This window comes from Rhizobium sp. WW22, assembly GCF_047041135.1.
In the GTDB taxonomy this organism is placed as follows: Bacteria; Pseudomonadota; Alphaproteobacteria; order Rhizobiales; family Rhizobiaceae; genus Rhizobium.
This window is the reverse complement of sequence record NZ_CP178198.1, coordinates 3,317,521-3,339,373: the sequence shown is the minus strand read 5'-3', so window position 1 is coordinate 3,339,373 and position 21,853 is coordinate 3,317,521. Positions and strand designations below refer to the sequence as shown.

The following is a 21,853-nucleotide window of genomic DNA, read 5'->3' as shown; positions in this document are numbered from 1 at the left end:
AGCGCCGCCGCTTGCCTGTGCCGGCAAGCTGAACAATGCCATGCGGCTGACTGCGCTCAATGAACGGGCTGAAATGATCGGCCTGAAGCAGGGTCAGGGCGTGGCCGAGGCAAAGGCGATCTGTCCTGATCTCGATGTCGTCGAGGAGGATCCGGTCGCGGATCGCAAGCTTCTGGAAGCGATCGCCGACTGGTGCGACCGCTATACGCCGCTGGTGGCGATCGACGGCAAGGACGGCCTTTTTCTCGATATTACCGGCTGCGCCCATCTTTTCGGCGGCGAAGAGGCGCTGCTTGAGGATATCTTGATCCGGATTTCCCGACTGGGCTTCGATGTGCGCGGCGCCATTTCCTCTGCGCCCGGCCTCTCCTGGGCCGTCGCCCGCTTTGACGAGAGCCGCATCGTTCCGCCTGAAGCCATGGAAGAGGCACTGGCACCGCTGCCGGTTGCATGTCTTCGGCTTGGCGAGGAGATTGTCGCCGCCTTGCAGAAGATGGGCCTGAAGCAGGTCGGCGACCTTCTGGCAGCACCGCGTGCGCCGCTTGCCCGCCGTTTCGGTGCGCAGCTAATGTTGCGGCTCGATCAGGCTGTCGGCCTCGTCGAGGAACCGATTTCGCCGCGTCGCCCGGTCGCGCAATTGTCAGCCGAGCGCCGGCTTGCCGAGCCGGTGCAGGCGGAAGAGGATATTCTTCAGCTTGCCCGCCAGCTTGCCGAAACCCTGAAGCCGGGGCTGGAGGCGCGCGGCGTCGGCGGCCGTTCCTTCGAGCTTCTGCTTTTCCGGGTGGATGGGGCGGTTTTCCGCATCGCGGCCGGCGCATCGCAACCGCTGCGGGAGCCGAACCGGATCGCCAGCCTGTTCACGGAGCGCTTCGGCGCCATTCATGACGATCTCGATGTCGGTTACGGTTTCGAAATCATCCGCCTCAATGTGCTTCAGCATGCGCCCTTCGATGCCATGCAAGGCGATTTTGTCGGAGAAGACCGCCAGGAAGGATCTCTTGCCGCCTTTGTGGATCGTGTGGCCGCCCGGCTGGGGCCGGATTGTCTGCAAGGGTTCGAGCTGCGGCAGAGCCATATCCCTGAGCGGGCCGTGCGGCCGCTGCCGGCCATGGCTATCCTCGCCTCGAAGCGGCGCACAGGTAAGGAGGATGCCGGCCATCATGGTTTCTTCCGCGGCGAACGGCCGCTCCGGCTGTTTCGTATGCCGGAGCTGGTCGAAACCATTGCTGCCGAAGTGCCCGACGGCCCTCCCCGGCAGTTCCGCTGGCGGCGGGTGATGCATCGGGTCAGCCGGGCCGAAGGGCCGGAGCGGCTTTCGGCGGAATGGTGGGTCGAGGAAAAGGAAGAGCCTGCCCGCGATTATTTCCAAGTCGAGGATGAGGAGGGCCATCGTTTCTGGCTGTTCCGCAAGGGGCTCTATGGCCGAGGCGGCACAACGCCGGATTGGTACATGCACGGGGTCTTCGCATGAACGCGCGCCCGAGCTTTCACGAACCCGTACCCTTCTTTGAGATCGGCGTGAGAACGAATTTCTCCTTTCTCGAAGGTGCCTCACATCCGGAGGAAATCGTGGCGCAGGCCGCCATCCTGAAACTTTCCGGATTTGGGATCGCCGACCGCAATTCGGTTGCCGGCGTGGTCAAGGCGCATGCGCATACCAAGCTTCTCCGGGAGAAGTACAAGGAGGGCATTGAGAAGAACCTGGAGCTTCAGGCGAAGGGCAAGCCAGAAAAGCCGCTTCTGAAGCCGGTTCCTTTCCAGCCTGGCGCGCGCCTTGTGTTTTCGGACGGTACACCTGACATTCTTGCCTATCCGGAAAACCGAAAGGGCTGGGCGCATCTCTGCCGGCTGCTGAGCGCCGGTAATCTGCGCGGCGAAAAAGGCACCTGCATCCTCAATGAAAGCGACCTTGTGGAATGGGGTGACGAGATGATGCTGGCGCTTATTCCCGATGCGACAAGTGTCGAGACGCAAGAAGGGCAGGAAAAGCTGGAGCAATGCCTGAAGCGGTTATGGATGCGCTTCGTCAGGAAATTCCACATGGTCCTGTCGCCGGCCTATGACGGGCGGGACCGGATGGTCTTCGCCACGCTTTCCATCCTGGCGCAGCGCAATGGCGTGCGGCTGATCGCCAGCAATCAGCCGCTCTATCATGCGACCGAGCGCAAGCCGCTTGCCGATATCGTCGTTTCGATCCGCGAACATGTACCGATCGCCGAGGCTGGTTTCAAACTGGCAGCGAACGCCGAGCGCTACATGAAGGACGCTGCCGAGATGGCACGTCTGTTCCGGGATTATCCGAAGGCTATAGCCAATACGCAGAAGTTTTTTAGCCGGCTTTCTTTTTCACTGGACGAGCTAAAACACAATTATCCCGACGAAAGCGTTCCTGGAGAGACCGTTGCGGAGACGCTGAAGCGGCTGACATGGGAGGGCGCCGAGTGGCGCTTTCCCGGAGGGATCCCGCCAAAGGTTTCGGCGCAGATCGAGCATGAGCTCAAGCTCATTCGGGAACGGCAATATGAGCCTTATTTCCTGACGGTGCACCGCATCATGGAGTTTGCCCGCAGTGCGAATATCCTGTGTCAGGGGCGCGGATCGGCCGCCAATTCGACGGTCTGTTATTGCCTTCGGATTACCGAGGTCAATCCCGAATTAACAAGCCTGCTTTTCGAGCGCTTCATCTCGACGGAGCGCGAGGAGCCGCCTGATATCGACGTTGATTTCGAGCATGAGAAACGCGAAGAAGTCATTCAGTTCATCTACAGGCATTACAAAAAGGAGCATGCCGGGCTGACCGCGGCGGTCACCAGCTATCGGGCGCGCTCGGCCGGCCGCGAAGTGGCGAAAGCCTTCGGTTTGTCGGAGGATGTGCAGTCGGCCCTTGCAAGCGGTGTCTGGGGCTGGTCGACGGAGGAGCTGTCCGAGCGTGAGGCGAAGATTGCCGGCCTCGATCTCACGAACAAGACGACACGCAACGTCCTTTCCTATGCCTCGACGCTGATGGGGTTTCCGCGGCACCTGACCCAGCATGTCGGCGGCTTCGTCATCACCCGGGATCGGCTGGATGAGGTCGTGCCGATCATGCATACGGCGATGGACGATCGCTACATGATCGAGTGGAACAAGGACGATCTCGACAATCTCAACATATTGAAGATCGACGTGCTTGCGCTCGGCATGTTGACCTGTCTCGCCAAAGCCTTCGATCTGCTGTTGCTGCATTACGATGTGAAGAAGGCGCTCTCCGACCTTGGGAGCAAGGAATATCCGGATGGCAAGCCGGTTTATGACATGATCTGCCGCGCCGATACGATCGGCGTCTTTCAGATCGAAAGCCGGGCGCAGATGAGCATGCTGCCGCGTCTGCGGCCCCGCAGATTCTATGATCTGGTCATCGAGGTGGCGATCGTCCGACCCGGTCCCATCCAGGGCAATATGGTGCATCCTTACCTTAAGCGGCGGGATGACGATCTTCACAAGCGGCCGATCGAATATCATCGTCCGGAGTTGAAGGCTGTTTTGGAGCGAACTTTGGGGGTTCCGCTGTTTCAGGAACAGGCGATGCAGATCGCCATTACCGCGGCCGGATTTTCGCCCGCCAAGGCCGATCGGCTGCGCCGATCCATGGCGACGTTCAAGCGAACGGGGAGAGTCGATGAATTCAAAAAGGATCTGGTTTCAGGCATGGTCGCGAATGGCTATCCTCAGGACTTTGCCGAACGCTGTTTCAGCCAGATCGAAGGCTTCGGCGAATATGGTTTCCCTGAAAGCCATGCGGCGTCCTTCGCTCTGCTCGTCTATGCCTCGTCCTGGCTCAAGACCTATTATCCCGACGTCTTCTGTGCGGCGATCCTCAATGCCCAGCCGATGGGCTTCTATGCGCCGGCGCAGCTGGTGCGCGATGCGCGCGAGCATGGCGTCGAGGTGCGGCCGGTGGATATCAATCGCTCCAGCTGGGATTGCCTGCTGGAGAAGGCGCGTTTCGATCCGGGCGCGATCGAGCGGCGCCATGCGTCGATGCGCGATGATATCAAGACGCGATGTGCCGTCCGCCTCGGCTTTCGGCAGGTCAAGGGTCTGTCCGAGGAGGAGATGAACCAGCTCGTCGAGCGCCGGGGCGATGGCTATCGATCCGTGCGCGATCTTTGGCTGCGCTCCGGGCTTGCCAAGGCGCAGATCGAGCGCCTGGCGGATGCGGATGCGTTCGGTTCCATCGGCCTCAGCCGTCGTGAGGCGCTTTGGGCTGTGCGGGCGCTCGATGCCGGCAGTGCCGCCGAAACGCTTCCCCTCTTCGATTTCGGCGACCATGCGGAGCTGCAGGTCGAGCCGGCGGTTACGCTGCCGGAAATGCTGCCTGGCGAGCAGGTCATCGAGGATTATCGCTATCTGTCGCTATCCCTGAAGGCGCATCCGGTTTCCTTCCTGCGTACCGATTTCGCCCGGCAGGGGATCGTGCAAAGCCGGGATTTGCCCGGTATCGCCAGCGGCCGCATGGTGACGATCGCCGGGCTGGTGCTGGTGCGCCAGCGGCCGGGTTCGGCCAAGGGGGTGATCTTCATGACGCTGGAGGACGAAACCGGTGTCGCCAATGCGATCGTCTGGCCGAAGAAGTTCGAGAAATACCGTGCCATCGTCATGGGGGCGCGGCTGGTCAAGATCCGTGGCCGGCTGCAGAGCGAAAGCGGCGTCATCCATGTGGTGGTCGATCATATCGAGGATATGACGCCGGCACTTGGTATTCTGCAGCGCGAGGCGCGACGGTTTGGTGTCAGCGACCGGGCGGATGAGGCCCTGCGGCCGACCATGGATCACAGGCAGAAGCGGAAGTCCGTCTTTCTGGCGCCTTCTTCTGGTGTGGGGGCAGTGACGGAAGGCCGCAGCCATGGGGCCGAAACGGCGAAAGTTATGCCGCGAGGCCGCAATTTCCATTGAGATTGCGGGCTTCGTATCGGGCAAAAGCTTCGGAACTCGGCCCGCGGACGAGATTCGAATCGTTTCTTTCTTGACAAAGAGCGTCTTCTTTAGCAGATAACAAGACAGCAAATGTCATGTTTGACGGGCTGAGCGAAGAATGCTGGTTTGCAGTTGTAATTACATCACCGACAAAGAAATCCGGGACGTCATCAACGAGTTCCTTGATCAGGACTGTTGGCAGCTCATCGTTCCCGCCAAGGTTTATCACGCGATGGAAAAGCGCGGTCGTTGCTGCGGCTGCTTCCCGAATGTCGTTGATATCATTATACAGACAACCCAGGATTATCATGCTCGTCGCCACTCGACGGAAGCGGAAATATTTGATTTCATGTCCCGCCTGAAAAAATTCCATGAAGACAACAGGAGAGCGGACATTGAAAGGCGACAAAAAGGTCATCGAGCGGCTTAACGAGGCACTCTTCCTCGAGCTTGGCGCAGTCAACCAATATTGGGTTCACTACAGACTCCTCGAAGACTGGGGCTACACCAAGCTTGCCAAGAAAGAGCGCGCAGAATCCATCGAGGAGATGCAGCACGCCGACCGCCTCGTTGCCCGCATCATCTTCCTCGAAGGTCATCCGAACCTGCAGACGCTCGCGCCGCTGCGCATCGGTCAGAACGTCAAGGAAGTGCTGGAAGCCGATCTCGCCGGCGAATACGACGCACGCACGGCCTATAAGAAATCCCGCGACATCTGTCACGATGCCGGCGACTATGTGTCCATGAAGCTGTTCGAAGAGCTTCTGGCGGATGAGGAAGGACATATTGACTTCCTCGAAACCCAGCTCGAACTGCTCGACAAGATCGGCGAAGCCAAATACGGCCAGCTTAATGCCGACTCCGCCGATTCCGCGGAATAAGCGACATACTGGACCGGCTCAGTTTTTAAATCTCTGAACCGCTCCATATCTTTGTTTTCACCCAATTCCAGGAAAAGCGCGCAAGCTTTTCCTGGAATTGCTTTATGAATCGACCGTTTTGCGGCCGGCCTTGATTTTCAGTCTTCGGCTTTCAGATTGGCCAGGTGGCTGAATTCCGAAACCACCTGCTCGTAGACCGAGCGTTTGAAGGGAACGATCAGGTCGGGAAGCACCGCCATGGGCTTCCATTCCCATGCATCGAATTCCGGTTCATGGCCGCCCGGTGGCGGATTGATGGCGATCTCGCCGTCGTCGCCGTCGAAGCGGAAGGCAAACCAGCGCTGCGTCTGACCGCGATATTTCCCCTTGAGGCCGATGCCGATCAGCTGCGGCGGAAGATCGTAATTGATCCAGTCCATGGCTTCCGCGAGCAAGGTCACGGTTTTCATGCCCGTTTCTTCGTATAATTCGCGATAGGCCGCTTTCAGCGGGTCTTCGCCCAGGTCTATGCCGCCCTGCGGCATCTGCCAGAGCTGGGGCGAGCCGTCATATTCAGAATTGCCGACCGGAATGCGACGACCAGCCCAGACCAGGCCTTCCCGGTTCAGGATCATGATGCCGACACAGGGACGGTAAGGCAGGTCTTCGGCTTTCACGGTCGCATGGGGCGTGTTCATCTTTTTCTCCAGGTCAGGGGTGTTTGGGATCCTCGGCAAGCGCCGAGACCGCGACGACTTCGATACCGCGCATGGCGGCCTCCTCGCTCCATTTGCTGATGGCGTCGACACTTTCATCGAAGGCGGAAGCGACGCCGATCGCAGAGCCGTTGCGGCGGGCGATGCGCTCGAGCTCGTCGAGTTTCCTGAGGATAGCGTCCTGCTGCAGCTCTCCGTCGAGCTGGATATCGGCAAAAGCGTGCGGCACTTCCAGTGTTTTCGAAAGCATTCCGGACTTCGATTGGGCGGATGAGCCGTCGTCCAGAAATAGCAGGCCGCGCTTGCCGATGTCGCGCAGCACGGGTTCCATGGCGCCGGGATTGGCAAGGAAGCGGCCGCCGAGATAGTTCATGACGCCGGTATAATTGGTGATCTTGCCCATCGCCTTATGCAGGTTTTCGATGTTCTTGGCTGATGGCAGCGAGGTCAGCAGCGTATCCGGTCCGGGATTGTTATCGGGATAGTCAAACGGCTCGAACGGCACCTGGATGAGGATCTCGTGGCCGCCACGCCTTGCTTCCTGCATCCAGCGCTGCAGGCTATTGCCGCTGGCGGCAAAGGCAAGGGTGATTTCCTCCGGCAGCTTCTCGATGGCGCGTTGCGTGCCGGTCTGGCTCAGCCCAAGGCCGCTGACGACGATAGCGATACGGGTGCCCCGCGCGCCGGACCAGGGCCGCGCATATTGATCCATCGGCCGCAGACCGCTTGGCGAGGTGATCGGCAGCCTGCCGAAGGGCGAATCTTCCAGCAGGCTGTCATTCGGCGTTGCCGCCATGCGCGGATCCTGCCCCACCTGATTGGCGTTGATCAAGACCGGGCCGCTGCCATCGCGATTGCTGGGGCTGAACATGGTGACGACCGAACCGTCGCCGGTCACCACGCGCGTGGTATTGGCGCCGGATTGCGGGTCGACTTGGGTCAATCCGGCTTGACCGGTTTGTTCGGTGCTCCCCGGTTTGGTTTCGGCTGCAGGTGCCGGATTTTCCTTCTTTGCCGTTTCGACAGGCTGAGTCTTTTGCAGGGGATCGCGCATCAGCGCCGAATAGAGCGAAAAGCCGGCGATCGCGATCAGACAGAAGCCGCCGAGAATGCGTCCAAAGGGGATGGAGCGCCGCTGGCGGCCGGGGCCGCGATTTTGTCCCAACGGTGCATGTAAATCCGTTCCCAAGCTTCAATCCACCCCAAGCGGAAAACTCTATTGGCCTCGAGCATATCGCTCACGGCGAAGCGGAAAAATGCCCGCGGCACTCGAAGTGCTAAAACATGAACAAGACTGTTCCGAGCGACGTCGGATTCGAAGGCTGACCGAGAAGAGCGGAACAATACCCCTCGCCCCGCTTCCCTCATCATGAAAGCGCCGGGTCTGTTTCCAGCCCGGCGCCAATCCTTACTTGGAGGAAACCGCCTTTTCGGGGTTCGGCGGGAAGGCTGGATCCGTCTTCGCGCCACGCAGCAGGTCGAGCGCGTAGTTGAGCTGGATATCGTCCTTCGGATCCGGTGGCACGTAGGCCGACGAGCCGGAGCCCTTGTCGGTCTCGCTCTGGCCCTTGATGTGGCCCGGCAGGCTGGATTCGCCTTCCGTCGTCAGCTTGCCCTTCAGATCGTCGGGAAGCGGCTGGTCGACCTTGATGTCAGGCGTGATGCCGGTGCCCTGGATCGAGCGGCCCGACGGCGTGTAGTAGAGGGCCGTCGTCAGGCGCAGCGCGCCGTTGCCGTCGCCGAGCGGGATGATCGTCTGGACAGAGCCCTTGCCGAACGACTGTGTGCCGAGCACGGTGGCGCGCCGCAGATCCTGCAAGGCGCCTGCGACGATTTCCGAAGCCGAGGCTGAGCCGCCGTTGGTGAGCACGATGATCGGCTTGCCGTCGGTCAGGTCGCCTGGGGTGGCGTTGAAGCGCCGGGTTTCGTCCGGGTTGCGGCCGCGTGTCGAAACGATCTCGCCGCGCTCGAGCACGTCATCGGCAACGTTGATTGCCTGATCGAGCAGGCCGCCCGGGTTGAGACGTAGGTCGAGGACGTAGCCCTTCAGCTTGTCGGCCGGAATATCCTTCTTGATCTTGGCGATCGCGGCTTCGAGGTCGGGCGTGGTCTTTTCGGTGAAGGATATGATGCGGATATAGCCGACATCGCCGCCTTCCTCGCGCGACTTGACGGCGGCAACGGCAATCACGTCACGGATGACCGTGAGCTCGATCGGCTTGTCGGCGCCCTTGCGCAGCAGCGTCAGCTTGATCGGCGTCTTGACCGGGCCGCGCATCTTTTCGACGGCGTCTTCCAGCTTCAGGCCGCGGACGGACTGGCCGTCGATGGCGGTGATATAGTCGCCGGCAAGGACGCCGGCCTTGGCGGCAGGCGTATCGTCGATTGGGGTGATGACCTTGACGAGATCGTTGTCCATCGTCACTTCGATGCCGAGACCGCCGAACTCACCCTTGGTCTGGGTGCGCATGTCTTCCGCATCCTTGGCGTTCATGTAGCTCGAATGCGGGTCCAGCGAAGACAGCATGCCGTTGATGGCGGCTTCGACGAGCTTGTCTTCCTGGGGAGGAGTCACATACTGCGCGCGGACGCGCTCAAAGACGTCGCCGAAAATCGACAACTCCTTGTAAGTGGAAGTGCCAGCGGCTTCCGCCGGCGCTACCGCCGAGTAGATAACGCCCATCGCGGTCGCACCCATCAATGCGCCGACGAGAACAAGAGAAGCCCTACGTATCATTGCGTGCCTTTCCAGTGTCTTTGGAGGTCCACCAGGGCCGAGAATCGACTGGTTTTCCATCTTTTCGGAATTCAATGTAAAGCGTTGGCCGATCCGTTTCCAGCGCCAATGCGGTCGCGCTCGCGACTCTTTTTTGGCCCATGGTGGCAAGCGGCTCGCCAGCGAAGACGAATCTGCCTGGGCGCGTCTTGATCGCGTCCATGCCCGACAGCACCATGTGATAGCCGTCGCCCGTATCCAGGATGATCATCTGTCCGTAGCTGCGAAACGCGCCGGCATAGACGACCGTGCCGTCGGCGGGAGCCGTGACGAGTGCTTCCGGGCCGGTCGCAACGGTCAGTCCCATCGCGGTGTGGCCGGTGCCATCGTCGTCGCCGAATTGGCGGATAATATCGCCCGCCACGGGCAACTCCAACTTTTTCTTCAGGTCTGAGAAGGGATATGCGGGCGTAATGCGGTTTTTATCGGGCACGCCGTTCTCGGCAAGGGCCTTCGCCTGCTCGCGCTGCTGTTCGCTCATCTGCGCCCGGCGCGCCTCTTCCGCGCGGGCAGCAGCGGCAGCGTCGCGTACGGAGCCGATCTGACTTTCCAGCGAGGCGACGAGCCCTTCCAGGCTGGTTGCCTGGCCCGCCAGCTCTTCCGCGCGCTTGCGCTCCGCCTCGAGCTGGGCCGTATTTTCCTTGCTGTGCTTGTCGTTCTCCGCAATCAGCAGATCCATGCGCCGCTCCTCCTCCAGACTGTTGGTCACGGTGGCGGTGAAGCTGGCCTTTTCGGCGGCGGTATCGGCCTGCAACTTGCTGAGATCGGTCAGATCGGCGATGAGCTTGTCCGTCTCCTTACGCATTCCGGGTACGACGGCGCCGAGAAGAATGGCGCTGCGCACCGAGGCGAGCGCATCGTCCGGCGTTACCAGCAATGCCGGCGGTGGATTGCGTCCCATGCGCTCGAGAGCACCCAGCACTTCAGCCAGCAGGGCGCGACGATCATGCAGGGAAGCGCGGATCTTATCCTCCTTGAGGGCAAGATTCGTCAGCGTCTTCTCACTCTGCTGGATCTTGCGATCCAGCTCCTTGCGGCGGGCGGCGCTGTCGATCAGCGCCTGGCGCAGGCTGGCAGTGCTCTTGTCGAGAGAGGCGATGCTGTCTTCCAATTCCTTCGTCTTGCTGGACGAAAGACCGATCGTCTTAGAAAGCGCATCGAGCTGCGCGCGGGTTTCGTCACGCTTACGGGCAAGGTCCGCCGCCGGGTCAGGCGCCTCCTGCGCGGACGGCGGTGTAGAAGAGCGATCGTCGGGTGCTTGCGCAGTGATGGTATCGGTTTCCTGGGCGAGGGCGACGTCTTGTTGGGAAAAAGGGCCTGCCATATAGACGCCCATGCTGAGCGTTGCCGCCAAAGCTGGCAGCACGATACGCGAAAGCATGGGCGGGGCTTTTCTCATCCAGTCGGTTCGGCCTGGTCCCTCAGATCACGCGAAAATAAGCTGATTTGCCGCGATCATCCAGGAAGCATCGTCATTTTCAGGGCGGGAATCAAAACACGCCTGTGTGAGCGTTCCGTTAACGCAAAAACGGCGAAAGCCAAACTGTTTTCAAAACGGATGAAGCAATCACACCCGGTGGTAGGGGTGCCCGGAGAGGATGGTCACGGCGCGGTAGAGCTGTTCGGCAATCAGGATGCGCACGAGCTGGTGCGGCCAGGTCAGCTTGCCCAGGCAAATGATCAGGTCGGCCTTGTCGTAGAGGGCGGGGTCAAGGCCGTCGGCGCCGCCAATGGCGATCGTCAGGTCGCGCTTGCCCTGATCGCGGTATGCCCCGAGCATGGCGGCGAAGGCTTCGCTGTCGAGCGCCTTGCCGCGTTCGTCGAGAAGGATGAGGACGCCGCCTTCGGGATGCGCCTTCTGCAGCAGGCCCGCCTCTTCGCGCTTGCGGGTCTCGCTATTGGAGGCGCGGCTTTCTGCAACCTCGGTCATGCGCGCCATTTCCAGGCCGATGGCCGGCCCGGCCTTGGCGAAACGGTCGAGATAGCGAGCCGCAAGATCCTTTTCAGGGCCGGCTTTCAGCCGTCCCACCGCAAAAAGACCTATCCGCATTCCCGCTCCCACGCACATCCGCCGTCATGGCGGCACAAAACGAAACTCTTGCCGGAGGCTCATCTCCGGCGATGTAAGGCTGCGTACGGGGCCGGGAAAGCGTTCCTGGCGTCGTTAGTGCAGCGTGCCTTCGTCGAGATCGGGTGCTGCCCACATCTTTTCGATGTTGTAGAACTCGCGGATCTCGGGTCTGAAGACATGAACGATGATGTCGCCGGTGTCGATCAACACCCAGTCGCCGCCATCAAGACCCTCGACGCGGGCATTGCCGAAGCCCTCGTCCTTGAGATCGGTCATGAGATGGTCGGCAATCGCCAGGACATGGCGGCTTGATCGGCCGGAGACGACGACCATGTAGTCTCCAAGCGCAGACTTGCCAGCAATGTCGATGGTGACGATATTTTCGGCCTTGGAGTCCTCGAGGCTTGCGAGGACGGCTTGCAGGGCGCGGGCAGCGGCATCGGCGCCACGTTCCGAGCTCTTCGGGATAACGACAGGCGTTCTTCCCTTGGCGTGTACTGTTGTCAGTGCTCTTCCTTCCTTGAGTAACAGAACATGCACGTGAATGATCTGAGTCGATCACGTTACAAAGATAGGCATCAAAGCATTAAGGTTTCAAGACGCAGGCCGGCAACTTCGGCCATTCAGGACAAGGATTTGTGTCTGAATAGTGCGCTTTCGCACCAGATATGGGCGAGTATTCGTGCCGAAGACGGAAATCAGCCTTCCTGGCGCACTCCATCGACGAGAATAAGGTTGCGGCTGAGGGCTTGGTCGCGGACCTCGAGAGCATGCGCATATTCCGACGAGCCGTACCAGGCTCTTGCTCGTTCCACATCCGGAAATTCCACGATCACGATCGCATTCGGCGACCAATCGCCCTCCAGCTTTTCGATCGGGCCGCCACGGACAAGATAATGCCCGCCATACCGGGCGATAGAGGCAGCCGCGCGCGTCCGGTAGGTCTGGAAGGCTTCGCTATCCCTGACGGTGACATCGGAAATGATATAGGCTGGCATCGGTTTCCTCCTCTCAAACCTCACGGCTGGCGCGGTCCGTACTCGCGCGCCAATGCGTTTTTTCTTGAAGATCAGATAGGCCGGTTCAACCGCTTGTCCATTTCCGTCGGCATGTACAGCCGGACGAAGGCCACGTATAGATTATGCAGATATCAACTGCTTACAGACACCATGACAGATGTTCCGCAGCCACCGTTGAAGCCCATTCTCCGTATCAGCTTTTCGGGGCAGGATCGGCTTGGGCGCGGCAAGATGGAGCTTCTCGAGCATATTCAGGAGACCGGGTCGATCTCGGCCGCCGGCCGTGCCATGGATATGTCCTACCGCCGAGCCTGGCTGCTCATCAGCGAACTCAATCACATGTTCCGCGAGCCGGTCGTGGAATCGCAGCGTGGTGGTCAAAAGGGTGGCGGCGCTGCCCTGACGCCCTTCGGCGAAGAGTTGTTGAGGCGCTTTCGCGGTATGGAAACGACGCTGCGTGCGGCTATAGCCGATGACCTGAACTGGCTCGAAGCCAATCGGAGCTCGGCGGACGCTTCTGCGAAGAAATCCTGACTAATGTTCGAGCGCCACGGTCTTGATGACCACATGGATCGGCAGCCCGATGCGCAGCCCCAGTCTTTCGGCCGAGAATTGTGTGATGCGGGCAGTGACGATGTCGCCGCCGCAATCGACCTTGATCTCAGTCGCCCCGTCAGCCGCCGTGCCGATTCCCAGCACTTTGCCATCGAGAATATTCAAGGCGCTCAGGCCCTCCGGCCGCGTCGTTGCCAGCATGACGTCACGGGCAGGAATATGGACGCGCACGGTCTTGCCGACAGCCGCCGCCTGGCCCGGCACAAAGAGCTTTGCCGTCTTCAGAGCAACGACTGTCAGATGATGGCGATCGTCGATCGCCTCGACGCGGCCTTCCAGCAGCACACCGGCTTCGCGGCGATCCGCCGCCAGCGGGCCGGAAAGTTGGCTGAAGATGTCGACGGCAGCGCCGATCGTCTCGATCTTGCCGTCGCGCATGACGACGACGCGGTTGGCAAGGCGTGCCACCTCGGCGATGGAGTGGCTGACATAGATGATCGGGATCTTCGTCTCGTCGCGCAGCCGTTCGAGATAGGGAAGGATTTCCGCCTTGCGGGCTTCATCGAGCGCCGCAAGCGGCTCGTCCATCAGCAGGAGCCGCGGCGAAGAGAGTAGGGCACGGCCGATCGCGACGCGCTGTTTCTCGCCGCCGGAAAGTTTGGCCGGCCTGCGATCGAGCAACGCGCCGATGCCGAGAAGATCGACGACCCCGTCAAAGCTTTCACCGCGCTCGCTCTTGGGTGCGAACCAGCGGCCGTAATTCAGGTTCTGCCGCACGGATAGATGCGGGAACAGGCGTGCCTCTTGAAAGACATAGCCGAAGCGGCGGCGGTGACGCGGCACGAAGATCTGCTTGGTCGTATCGGCGAGCACGGTATCGTCAAGGCTGACATGGCCGTGATCAGGGCGCGTCAGGCCGGCAATGATGCGGACGATCGACGTCTTGCCCGAGCCGGAGCGGCCGAAAAGAGCTGTCACGCCGCCATCGGAGGTGAATGCAGCCTCCAGCGAAAAGGTGCCGAGGCGGTGGCGGATATCGACCGAGAACGTCATTCGAAATCCACCCTGCGGCCGGCGAGATAGGCAAGGAATTCCGAGGCAAGCAGCGCCGCCATGGAAATGACAATGGCGACGATGGTGAGGCGCATGGCGCCGGCATCGCCGCCTGGAACCTGCGTGAAGGTGTAGATCGCCGAAGACAGCGTTTGTGTCTCGCCAGGAATATTGGAGACGAAGGTGATAGTGGCGCCGAATTCACCCATGGCCTTGGCGAAGGAGAGGATCATGCCGGCGATGACGCCCGGCAGGATCAGCGGCAGCGTCACGGTCACGAAGGTCCAGATGGGGCTGGCGCCCAATGTGCCGGCGGCTTCCTCCAGCTTGCGGTCGACGGCTTCGACCGACAGGCGAATGCTCCGAACCATCAGTGGAAAGCCCATGACGCCGCAGGCAAGTGCGGCACCCGTCCAGCGAAAGGAGAAGACGAGGCCGAGATATTGCTCGAGCAAAGATCCGATCGGCCCTTTGCGGCCGAAGAGAATGAGAAGGATGAAGCCGGTGACGACGGGCGGCAGGATCAGCGGCAGGTGAATGAGGCCATTGAGGATCGACTTGCCCCAAAAGCGGCCACGCGCAAGCAGAAGTGCTGCGCCGATGCCGAAGGGCAGGCTGACCAGCATGGCGACGATGGAAACGCGCAGGCTCAGCTCTATGGCCGTCCATTCGTCGCTGCTTAAACCCAACGCGTCCAAATCCCGCCCCTTAAACATCTCGGGCCCGCCACGACCGGCGAGCCTGATGATTGAACCTTCCTTGCCCAATCAGCGGCAATGACGCTCACTGCTTCAGGATGGTGAAGCCCTCATGCTCGAAGAAGGGAACAGCCTTAGCCGATTTCAGAAAATTGAAATAGGCTTGTACATCCGGGTTCTTGCTGCCGCTGGTGATGGCGATCGGGTAGACGATCGGTGAATGGCTGTCGGCGGGGAAGGTGCCGACGACGGCAACGCCCGGATCGGCGGAGACATCGGTCTGATAGACGATACCATAGGGCGCTTCGCCACGCGAAACCAAGGCAAGGGCCGCGCGAACGCTTTCGGCGCCAGCGACCTTCTTTTCGACGGAAGCCCAGACACCAAGCTTTTGCAGTGCCGTCTTGCCGTATTTGCCCGCCGGAACCGATTCCGGCTGGCCCATCGCCAGGCGACCGTCGCCGAGCAGGCTAGCCAGATCGAAGCCCTGCTTGATCTCGACCGGCTTCGCCTTGTCCTTGGCGGCGACGAGAACGAGCTTGTTACCCAGCAGGTTGACGCGGCTATCATCCTTGATCAGCTTCTTGCCAGCGACATAATCCATCCAGTTGGTATCGGCGGAGATGAAGACATCGGCCGGCGCGCCGTTTTCGAGCTGTTTTGCAAGCGGACCGCTCGCAGCATAGGAGACGGTAACCTCTTTGCCGGTTTCCTTGGTGAAGGCGGCATCGGCGTTGTCGAGCGCGTTCTTCATGCTGGCGGCAGCAAAGACGACGATTTTGTCGGCGGCGAACACCGGTGTTGGAATGACGGAAAGGCCGAGCCATGCAGCTGCTGCTACTGCGCTTGCAAGCTTGATCCATTGGCGTCGGCTGGTGGTCATTTCAATTCTCCCCAAAGATGTCGACATATTTCGAGAGATATAACGGCGGACGAAGCTTGGCTAGGGATGTGTTCGCAAAAATATATCGCGATAAGGTCGCGTAACCCTACGAATTCTATGGATTTTCCGTGGCGCAGCGCATATGAACGGCTTTGGGCATTACAAAAATGCATGACTGACTTTGCCCAGTGGATTGGCGAACGCTCACGAAGCGAGACATAACGTTACGAACCGTGGGGTCTCGCGTCATTCTTTCGCCGAATTAAGTCCGGACACTGAAAATCAAGCGGCGCTCAATTCGCAAAAGAAGCGTTTTTTGGGCAGAAAATTTCCGCAGCCATGCGGTATATGCATTGCTGCATTGCGCAATCGCCCATTTATCAATCGGCGAAATCTGGTAAAACATAATCATCGAGACGGCGATCTCCTCCTCCCAATGCCGTCCGATATGGATCAGCAACTCTCCTCCTCCCAGTTGCTGATCAGGTTCAAAAGCCCGACGCACCTCCTCCCGCGTCGGGCTTTTTATTTTCCAGACTTTTCCAAAAGATCGATGAGATTATTGTGCGGCTCGCAACGCTGTCGAGCTGAGCGTTGAGCGTGGTCCGTGGATGAAGGTCCAGGCCGGCGCCCGCTTCTTCCAGAGTACGCGAGCATCATCTTCGTCGACGCGTGCGTAGTGGAAAGTCTTTGCCATCTTGGCCGAGAGGTAGGAGAGCGTCGATCCCGGCCGGTCGATAACGGCGATCGGGAAGGTTTGCGCGATTTCCTGCCACTTCTGCCAGCGATGGAACGTGTTCAGGCTGTCGGCGCCCATGATCCAGATGAAGTGGACATGGCGGTTGCGCGCTTTCACATGCGCCAGCGTATTGGCCGTGTAGCTCATGCCCAGCGTCTGTTCGAAGGCTGTCACCTTGATACGCGGATTGTGGAGGATCTGCTCGCTAAGCGCGATGCGCTCGGCAAGCGGCGCCAGGTGATTGCGGCTCTTCAACGGGTTGCCCGGCGTTACCATCCACCAGAGCTGATCAAGGCCAAGCCGGCGGATGGCGATCTCGGCGACGAGTGCATGGCCTTCATGCGGCGGGTTGAATGAGCCGCCGAAAAGACCGACCACCATGCCGCGCTCGGCATGGGGCATGCGCAGATAGCGTTGATCAACCTCTTCTTTCAGCACGTCAGGGCCGTATCTGTCCGGTGCCGCGAACGCGATATTTGAAGGAGGTGAGCTGCTCGACGCCAACAGGCCCGCGCGCATGCATCTTGCCGGTGGCGATGCCGATTTCCGCGCCCATGCCGAATTCGCCGCCATCGGCAAATTGCGTCGAGGCATTGTGCAGCAGGATCGCCGAGTCGATCTCCGTGAAGAAGCGCTCGACGATAGCGGGGTCCTCGGCAATCACGGCTTCGGTGTGATTCGACGAATATTTACCGATATGCTCGATTGCGCCGGAAATGCCATCGACCAAGGCCACCGAGATGATCGCGGCCAGATATTCCGTTGTCCAGTCTTCTTCCGTTGCTGCCTTCAGGCCGGGTGCAAGCTTCAGCACATCGGCCGAAGCGCGAATTTCGCAGCCTGCCGCGGCAAGTCCGTCGAGCAGTGGCTTCAGATGGGTGGAGGCGACCTTCTTGTCGACGAGCAGCGTTTCGGCAGCGCCGCAGATGCCCGTACGTCGCATCTTGGCATTGACGACGATGGATTTCGCCATGTCCAGATCGGCCGAGGCATCGATATAGATGTGGCAAAGGCCTTCAAGATGGGCAAAGACCGGCACGCGCGCTTCGGTCTGGACGCGGGCGACGAGGCTCTTGCCGCCGCGCGGCACGATAACGTCGATATTGCCTTCGAGGCCGCGCAGCATGGCGCCGACGGCGGCGCGATCGCTGACAGGCACGAGCTGGATGGCATGTTCCGGCAGGCCTGCCGCCTTCAATCCTTCGACCAGGCATTCATGAATCGCCTGCGAGGAGCGGCGCGAATCGCTGCCGCAACGCAGGATCACGGCATTGCCGGCCTTGAGGCACAGCGCGCCGGCGTCGGCCGTCACGTTCGGTCTGCTTTCGAAGATAACGCCGATGACGCCAAGCGGCGTGCGGACGCGCTCGATCTTCAGGCCGTTCGGGCGGTCCCAGGCAGCGATGACTTCGCCGACGGGATCGGCGAGGGCAGCAATGGCGCGAATGCCTTCGGCCATCTCGGCGACGCGCTTGTCGTTCAGCGTCAGGCGATCGACGAAGGAGGCAAGCATATCGGTGCCTTCGACGTCTTTCAGGTCTTTGGCGTTTTCAGCGAGGATATGATCCTTGCGGGCCAGAATGGCATCCGCCATGGCATTCAACGCCTTGTTCTTGCTCTCGGTCGAAGCAAAGGCCAGAGGTCGCGACGCAGCCCGGGCCTTGCGGCCGATATCGTTCATCAGCGCGTCGATGTCGGGGCTTTGTGCGACTGTATCAAGCATGAGCTTCATCCTTCTTCGATTTCTCGGCCTTCGTCTTGACGGATGACGTCATGACAAGGTCGTCGCGATGCACCATGGCGGCGCGGCCGGCATAGCCGAGGATCGCCTCGATCTCAGCCGATTTGCGACCGGTGATCTGGCGGGCCTCTTCGGCATCGTAGCTGACAAGGCCGCGGGCGATCTCCCGGCCGGAGGGGCCGATGACGGCGACTGTGTCACCGCGACCGAAATGGCCGACGACGCGGCGCACACCGGCAGGCAGCAGGCTCTTGCCGGCGCCAAGGGCGGTCACGGCGCCATCGTCGACATGCAATTCGCCCGCCGGCTGCAGCTGCCCGGCAATCCAGGTCTTGCGGGCAGTAACGGGCGTACCCGATGGCGCAAACCAGGAGGAGCGGGCGCCGCTTTCGATTGATTTCAGCGGCCGGTCCGTCTTACCCGATGCAATAATCATGGCGCAGCCGGCGCCGGTTGCGATCTTGCCGGCATCGATCTTGGTGCGCATGCCGCCACGCGACAGCTCGGAAGCGGCACCGCCGGCCATGGCTTCGATCTCGGGCGTGATTTCGGCGATCGTATCGAGGAATTTCGCTTGGGGGTCGAGATGCGGCGGGGCTGTATAGAGCCCGTCGATATCCGACAGCAGCACCAGCAGATCGGCGCCGGTCATGGTTGCGACGCGGGCCGCGAGGCGGTCATTGTCGCCATAGCGGATTTCGCTGGTCGCGACCGTATCGTTCTCGTTGATGATCGGCACAGCGCCGATCTTCAGGAGCTGGTTGATGGTGGCGCGGGCGTTGAGGTAACGGCGGCGCTCTTCGGTATCGCCGAGCGTCAGCAGGATCTGGCCGGCGACGATATTGTCATGCGACAGGCTTTCCGACCAGGCGCGGGCAAGCGAGATCTGGCCGACGGCCGCCGCCGCCTGGCTTTCTTCCAGCTTCAGCGCACCGGAGGGCAGGTCGAGCACGGAGCGCCCAAGCGCGATTGCGCCCGAGGAGACGACCAGGATATCGATGCCCTTGGCCTTCAGTGCGGCGATATCGGCGCACATGCCGTCGAGCCAGGATTTCTTCAAGCCGGTCTTGCGATCGACCAGGAGAGCGGAGCCGATCTTGATGACGATGCGGCGGTAGCGGTCGAGCGGCTTGCGGGCAGTCATCCCTGATGATCCCCGTCTTCGCTACGCTCGTCGGCATCCTCATCGTCGGAAAGCGGCATGTCGCGATGCCGCACTTTAGGGGTCTTTGCCGGCTTGTCCGCTTCGCCGGCATTGGCTTCGACGATCACGTCGCGCAGCGCGCGCAGCACTTCCGTCATGCCGCGACCGGTAACGGCGGAAATCTGGAAGGGCGTCTTGCCACAGGCCCGCGCCAGTTCGCGCGTCTTCTTCTTCAGCGTTTCTTCGTCCACCACGTCGATCTGCGAGAGAGCGACGATTTCAGGCTTGTCTGGGATGCTGTTGCCGTAAGCTTCGAGCTCGTGCTTCACAGTCTTGTAGGCCTTGCCGACCTTTTCCTCTTGGGCGGAAACCAGATGCAGCAGCACGCGGGTGCGCTCGACATGGCCGAGGAAACGGTCGCCGATGCCGACGCCTTCATGGGCGCCCTCGATCAGGCCGGGAATGTCGGCGAGAATGAATTCCTGCCCATCGATGGTGGCGACGCCGAGATTGGGGTGCAGCGTCGTGAACGGATAATTGGCGATCTTCGGCCGGGCGCGGCTGACCGCTGCAAGAAAGGTCGACTTACCTGCATTCGGCAGGCCGACGAGACCGGCGTCGGCGATGAGCTTCAGCCGCAACCAGATGGTCTTTTCTTCGCCCGGCAGGCCGGGATTGGCCCAATCGGGCGCCTGATTGACCGAGGATTTGAAATAGGCGTTGCCGAAGCCGCCATTGCCGCCGGCGGCAAGGCGGAAACGCTGGCCTTCCTGCGTGATGTCGCAGATCAGGGTTTCGCCATCTTCCTCGAAGATCTGCGTGCCGACGGGCACCCTCAGCGTCACGTCTTCGCCCTTGGCGCCTGCGCGGTTCTTGCCCATGCCGTGCGTGCCGATCGTGGCCTTGAAATGCTGCTGGTAGCGGAAGTCGATCAGCGTGTTGAGGCCGTTGACGGCCTCGACCCAGACATCGCCGCCGCGACCGCCGTCGCCGCCATCCGGGCCGCCGAATTCGATGAATTTCTCGCGGCGGAAGGAGACGCTGCCTGCGCCGCCGTCGCCTGACTTGATATAGACCTTTGCTTCGTCGAGAAATTTCATCTTACGTCCGTCACCCGGTGTCGGCGCATATCCCTTCGGATCGAATGGGATTCACAAAAGCCTATGCGCTCTTTTCAATGTCTGCCGCTCCTTCTGCATCCAAAAGACACGTCCGGCGGCGTTTGCCCGTCATGTCGCCTTCGATATAGGCGCTTCGGGCTGAGGTCAAAGAATATCGTGCGGTTCCAGTGCCATAAAGAGGCGGAACCGCATGATTGGTATGACGGCCATCGCCGAACGGGCCGGCGATGGCCAATTTTCAGGATCTTAAGCCGCCTGCGAGAGCCGCAGCGCGCCCGGCTTCAGCACGGTTTCGATATGGGGAACCATGGTGTTGCGGGCGAAGCTGTAGATCTCCGAGCAACCGGTGATCTCGAAGCCGAGCTTCTGCTGCAGCTTCAAGGATGCCGGATTGTCGGCGAAGGCGCCGGAATGAACGGCGACGTCGGGCATGCGGCGGGTAAAACGTTCGAGTGCCGCCTTGACCGCTTCGGTCATGATGCCTTGCCGCCAGTAGAAGCGGTTCAGCCAGTAACCGAGGTGCCAGCGGCCGTGGCGAAGCTCGATGCCGAGGCAGCCAATATGGGCATCATCCCGCTCGGTGATGGCGAGCTCCCAATCGACACCGAGGCCGGAGGTGTGCTCGACCAGCCAGTCGAGCGCATCCTGCCGGTCATAGGGCGCGGGAACGCGGGCCAGCATGCGGGTGACGGCGAAATCCGAAAGCGATTCCGCAATCATATCGGCATCGCTGAGCCGGTGCGGGCGCAGCGTCAGTCGGCCGGTCTGGATGACCGGCGTCGGTCCCGGCATCAGGATGCGGGCATCGCGGCGGGTGAGGGCGAGAGCGTTCATCTCATGCCTCCCCAGCTGCGCAGCGAGATCCAGGTCTTGCGGTCAAGCCTGTACCATTCGACCGGAACGGTGCTGCCGAGTGCCAGCGATGCGGCAAGGCCTGATCCCTGGAACTGGAAGCCGCACTTCTGGACGACCCGCCTCGATGCGACGTTCGTCACCCGGCAGCGGGCGTCGATCTGCGCCACGTTCTCACGCGTGCGGAAGACCATGTCGATGAGGGCATGGGCCGCTTCCGTGGTATAGCCCTGGTTCCAGTGGGGCTCGCCCAGCCAGTACCCGATCTCGACCGTGTTCGGATCGCCCGTGGGTTCCACCCCGCAGCAACCGAGAAAGGCGCCGTTGTCGGCTTTGGTAATCGCATAGACGCACTTGCCAATCTCGCCAAGCTTCGTGCGTCGCACGAAATCGGCGGCATCATTGGTCGTATACGGGTGCGGCATACGCGATACCATAGTGGCGACGTTGGCGTTGTTGGCGAGATGGGCAAGGGCGTCGATGTCTTCTTCGTGGGGCGCGCGCAGAACGAGCCTTTCCGACAATAAGACGGGGCAATCGGTCCTTAACCTGTCCGGCCTCAGCCGTTCTTCGGGAGACCTTGATTGGTCTTCCCTTAACAATTCGCCTTGCATGGTTCAGTCCTCCTTGGTTGAGGGTAAAGAAAAAGGGGAGATGGCGCCCCATCTC

The 21,853-nt window shown here is 60.9% G+C and carries 21 protein-coding genes and 1 pseudogene; 5 read left to right on the top strand and 17 right to left on the bottom strand.

Annotation, left to right across the window (positions count from 1 at the left end; translation table 11 throughout):
- Window positions 1-40: 40 nt before the first annotated feature.
- The 4 genes from ACK83U_RS16270 (at window position 41) to bfr (ending at window position 5,837) form a co-directional block, all read left to right on the top strand.
- On the top strand, window positions 41-1,471 hold the full coding sequence (locus ACK83U_RS16270) for a Y-family DNA polymerase (protein WP_246712141.1): 1,431 nt from the start codon (window positions 41-43) through the stop codon (window positions 1,469-1,471).
- Window positions 1,468-4,935, top strand: coding sequence for an error-prone DNA polymerase (locus tag ACK83U_RS16265; RefSeq protein WP_112606896.1), 3,468 nt, complete (start codon window positions 1,468-1,470; stop codon window positions 4,933-4,935). The genes ACK83U_RS16270 and ACK83U_RS16265 overlap by 4 nt, the downstream gene beginning before the upstream one ends.
- Before the next feature lie 139 nt (window positions 4,936-5,074).
- Window positions 5,075-5,386 carry a (2Fe-2S)-binding protein gene (locus ACK83U_RS16260; protein WP_246699069.1) on the top strand — a complete coding sequence of 104 codons (312 nt, stop codon included), beginning with the start codon at window positions 5,075-5,077 and terminating at the stop codon, window positions 5,384-5,386.
- A complete protein-coding gene (gene bfr, locus ACK83U_RS16255; RefSeq protein WP_041678027.1) occupies window positions 5,352-5,837 on the top strand; it encodes a bacterioferritin in 486 nt (161 codons plus the stop codon). Before ACK83U_RS16260 ends, bfr begins: the two co-directional genes overlap by 35 nt.
- 137 nt (window positions 5,838-5,974) lie before the next feature.
- Here the strand turns inward: bfr and ACK83U_RS16250 are convergent, their stop codons facing one another.
- From ACK83U_RS16250 to ACK83U_RS16220, 7 genes and pseudogenes are all read right to left on the bottom strand, one after another.
- Window positions 5,975-6,514, bottom strand: a complete 540-nt coding sequence (locus ACK83U_RS16250; RefSeq protein WP_112606894.1) for an RNA pyrophosphohydrolase — start codon at window positions 6,512-6,514, stop codon at window positions 5,975-5,977.
- A gap of 13 nt (window positions 6,515-6,527) precedes the next feature.
- Window positions 6,528-7,721 (bottom strand): divergent polysaccharide deacetylase family protein, encoded by a 1,194-nt coding sequence (locus ACK83U_RS16245; RefSeq protein ID WP_112606892.1) that lies wholly within the window; start codon window positions 7,719-7,721, stop codon window positions 6,528-6,530.
- 219 nt (window positions 7,722-7,940) lie between these two features.
- Window positions 7,941-9,269 carry a S41 family peptidase gene (locus ACK83U_RS16240; RefSeq protein WP_015341735.1) on the bottom strand — a complete coding sequence of 443 codons (1,329 nt, stop codon included), beginning with the start codon at window positions 9,267-9,269 and terminating at the stop codon, window positions 7,941-7,943.
- Window positions 9,259-10,689 (bottom strand): murein hydrolase activator EnvC family protein, encoded by a 1,431-nt coding sequence (locus ACK83U_RS16235; RefSeq protein ID WP_412474677.1) that lies wholly within the window; start codon window positions 10,687-10,689, stop codon window positions 9,259-9,261. Before ACK83U_RS16235 ends, ACK83U_RS16240 begins: the two co-directional genes overlap by 11 nt.
- 186 nt (window positions 10,690-10,875) lie before the next feature.
- The gene (rlmH, locus tag ACK83U_RS16230; protein ID WP_112606888.1) at window positions 10,876-11,358 is read right to left on the bottom strand and encodes a 23S rRNA (pseudouridine(1915)-N(3))-methyltransferase RlmH; all 483 of its coding nucleotides are present in this window, start codon (window positions 11,356-11,358) and stop codon (window positions 10,876-10,878) included.
- A gap of 114 nt (window positions 11,359-11,472) precedes the next feature.
- Window positions 11,473-11,915, bottom strand: a pseudogene (gene rsfS, locus ACK83U_RS16225) (ribosome silencing factor).
- 162 nt (window positions 11,916-12,077) lie between these two features.
- The gene (locus ACK83U_RS16220) at window positions 12,078-12,377 is read right to left on the bottom strand and encodes a DUF1330 domain-containing protein (RefSeq protein ID WP_112606886.1); all 300 of its coding nucleotides are present in this window, start codon (window positions 12,375-12,377) and stop codon (window positions 12,078-12,080) included.
- 171 nt (window positions 12,378-12,548) lie between these two features.
- On the opposite strand from ACK83U_RS16220, the gene ACK83U_RS16215 reads away from it, so the two are divergent.
- On the top strand, window positions 12,549-12,932 hold the full coding sequence (locus ACK83U_RS16215) for a winged helix-turn-helix domain-containing protein (RefSeq protein ID WP_112606884.1): 384 nt from the start codon (window positions 12,549-12,551) through the stop codon (window positions 12,930-12,932).
- On the opposite strand, the gene modC is transcribed toward ACK83U_RS16215, so the two are convergent.
- The 10 genes from modC to ACK83U_RS16165 form a co-directional block, all read right to left on the bottom strand.
- Window positions 12,933-14,006: a molybdenum ABC transporter ATP-binding protein gene (modC, locus tag ACK83U_RS16210; RefSeq protein WP_112606882.1), complete on the bottom strand. Its 1,074-nt coding sequence runs from the start codon at window positions 14,004-14,006 to the stop codon at window positions 12,933-12,935.
- Window positions 14,003-14,704: a molybdate ABC transporter permease subunit gene (gene modB, locus ACK83U_RS16205; protein WP_112338664.1), complete on the bottom strand. Its 702-nt coding sequence runs from the start codon at window positions 14,702-14,704 to the stop codon at window positions 14,003-14,005. Before modB ends, modC begins: the two co-directional genes overlap by 4 nt.
- Before the next feature lie 85 nt (window positions 14,705-14,789).
- Window positions 14,790-15,587 carry a molybdate ABC transporter substrate-binding protein gene (gene modA, locus ACK83U_RS16200; protein ID WP_112606880.1) on the bottom strand — a complete coding sequence of 266 codons (798 nt, stop codon included), beginning with the start codon at window positions 15,585-15,587 and terminating at the stop codon, window positions 14,790-14,792.
- A 262-nt stretch (window positions 15,588-15,849) separates the two neighbouring features.
- On the bottom strand, window positions 15,850-16,047 hold the full coding sequence (locus tag ACK83U_RS16195) for a hypothetical protein (RefSeq protein ID WP_112606878.1): 198 nt from the start codon (window positions 16,045-16,047) through the stop codon (window positions 15,850-15,852).
- Between the two features lie 99 nt (window positions 16,048-16,146).
- Window positions 16,147-16,728, bottom strand: a complete 582-nt coding sequence (locus ACK83U_RS16190) for a nicotinate-nucleotide adenylyltransferase (RefSeq protein ID WP_244441482.1) — start codon at window positions 16,726-16,728, stop codon at window positions 16,147-16,149.
- Between the two features lie 37 nt (window positions 16,729-16,765).
- On the bottom strand, window positions 16,766-18,049 hold the full coding sequence (locus ACK83U_RS16185) for a glutamate-5-semialdehyde dehydrogenase (RefSeq protein ID WP_112607060.1): 1,284 nt from the start codon (window positions 18,047-18,049) through the stop codon (window positions 16,766-16,768).
- Entirely contained in the window at window positions 18,042-19,211 is a 1,170-nt protein-coding gene (proB, locus tag ACK83U_RS16180; protein ID WP_112338648.1) for a glutamate 5-kinase, read from the bottom strand. Before proB ends, ACK83U_RS16185 begins: the two co-directional genes overlap by 8 nt.
- Entirely contained in the window at window positions 19,208-20,311 is a 1,104-nt protein-coding gene (gene obgE, locus ACK83U_RS16175) for a GTPase ObgE (protein ID WP_112606876.1), read from the bottom strand. Before obgE ends, proB begins: the two co-directional genes overlap by 4 nt.
- 267 nt (window positions 20,312-20,578) lie before the next feature.
- A complete protein-coding gene (locus ACK83U_RS16170) occupies window positions 20,579-21,166 on the bottom strand; it encodes a GNAT family N-acetyltransferase (RefSeq protein ID WP_112606874.1) in 588 nt (195 codons plus the stop codon).
- Window positions 21,163-21,798 carry a GNAT family N-acetyltransferase gene (locus tag ACK83U_RS16165; protein ID WP_112338652.1) on the bottom strand — a complete coding sequence of 212 codons (636 nt, stop codon included), beginning with the start codon at window positions 21,796-21,798 and terminating at the stop codon, window positions 21,163-21,165. The genes ACK83U_RS16170 and ACK83U_RS16165 overlap by 4 nt, the downstream gene beginning before the upstream one ends.
- Window positions 21,799-21,853: the final 55 nt, after the last annotated feature.

What these genes read in the sequence shown, in the direction of transcription:
- rlmH (WP_112606888.1), bottom strand. Translation starts at nt 11,358, where the DNA reads ATGCGGATAGGTCTTTTTGCGGTGGGACGGCTGAAAGCCGGCCCTGAA.
- modA (WP_112606880.1), bottom strand. Translation starts at nt 15,587, where the DNA reads ATGACCACCAGCCGACGCCAATGGATCAAGCTTGCAAGCGCAGTAGCA.
- ACK83U_RS16235 (WP_412474677.1), bottom strand. Translation starts at nt 10,689, where the DNA reads ATGCTTTCGCGTATCGTGCTGCCAGCTTTGGCGGCAACGCTCAGCATG.
- obgE (WP_112606876.1), bottom strand. Translation starts at nt 20,311, where the DNA reads ATGAAATTTCTCGACGAAGCAAAGGTCTATATCAAGTCAGGCGACGGC.
- ACK83U_RS16220 (WP_112606886.1), bottom strand. Translation starts at nt 12,377, where the DNA reads ATGCCAGCCTATATCATTTCCGATGTCACCGTCAGGGATAGCGAAGCC.
- ACK83U_RS16240 (WP_015341735.1), bottom strand. Translation starts at nt 9,269, where the DNA reads ATGATACGTAGGGCTTCTCTTGTTCTCGTCGGCGCATTGATGGGTGCG.
- ACK83U_RS16170 (WP_112606874.1), bottom strand. Translation starts at nt 21,166, where the DNA reads ATGAACGCTCTCGCCCTCACCCGCCGCGATGCCCGCATCCTGATGCCG.
- ACK83U_RS16185 (WP_112607060.1), bottom strand. Translation starts at nt 18,049, where the DNA reads ATGCTTGATACAGTCGCACAAAGCCCCGACATCGACGCGCTGATGAAC.
- ACK83U_RS16260 (WP_246699069.1), top strand. Translation starts at nt 5,075, where the DNA reads ATGCTGGTTTGCAGTTGTAATTACATCACCGACAAAGAAATCCGGGAC.
- ACK83U_RS16215 (WP_112606884.1), top strand. Translation starts at nt 12,549, where the DNA reads ATGACAGATGTTCCGCAGCCACCGTTGAAGCCCATTCTCCGTATCAGC.
- ACK83U_RS16190 (WP_244441482.1), bottom strand. Translation starts at nt 16,728, where the DNA reads ATGCCCCATGCCGAGCGCGGCATGGTGGTCGGTCTTTTCGGCGGCTCA.
- ACK83U_RS16265 (WP_112606896.1), top strand. Translation starts at nt 1,468, where the DNA reads ATGAACGCGCGCCCGAGCTTTCACGAACCCGTACCCTTCTTTGAGATC.
- proB (WP_112338648.1), bottom strand. Translation starts at nt 19,211, where the DNA reads ATGACTGCCCGCAAGCCGCTCGACCGCTACCGCCGCATCGTCATCAAG.
- ACK83U_RS16270 (WP_246712141.1), top strand. Translation starts at nt 41, where the DNA reads ATGCGGCTGACTGCGCTCAATGAACGGGCTGAAATGATCGGCCTGAAG.
- modC (WP_112606882.1), bottom strand. Translation starts at nt 14,006, where the DNA reads ATGACGTTCTCGGTCGATATCCGCCACCGCCTCGGCACCTTTTCGCTG.
- ACK83U_RS16165 (WP_112338652.1), bottom strand. Translation starts at nt 21,798, where the DNA reads ATGCAAGGCGAATTGTTAAGGGAAGACCAATCAAGGTCTCCCGAAGAA.
- ACK83U_RS16250 (WP_112606894.1), bottom strand. Translation starts at nt 6,514, where the DNA reads ATGAACACGCCCCATGCGACCGTGAAAGCCGAAGACCTGCCTTACCGT.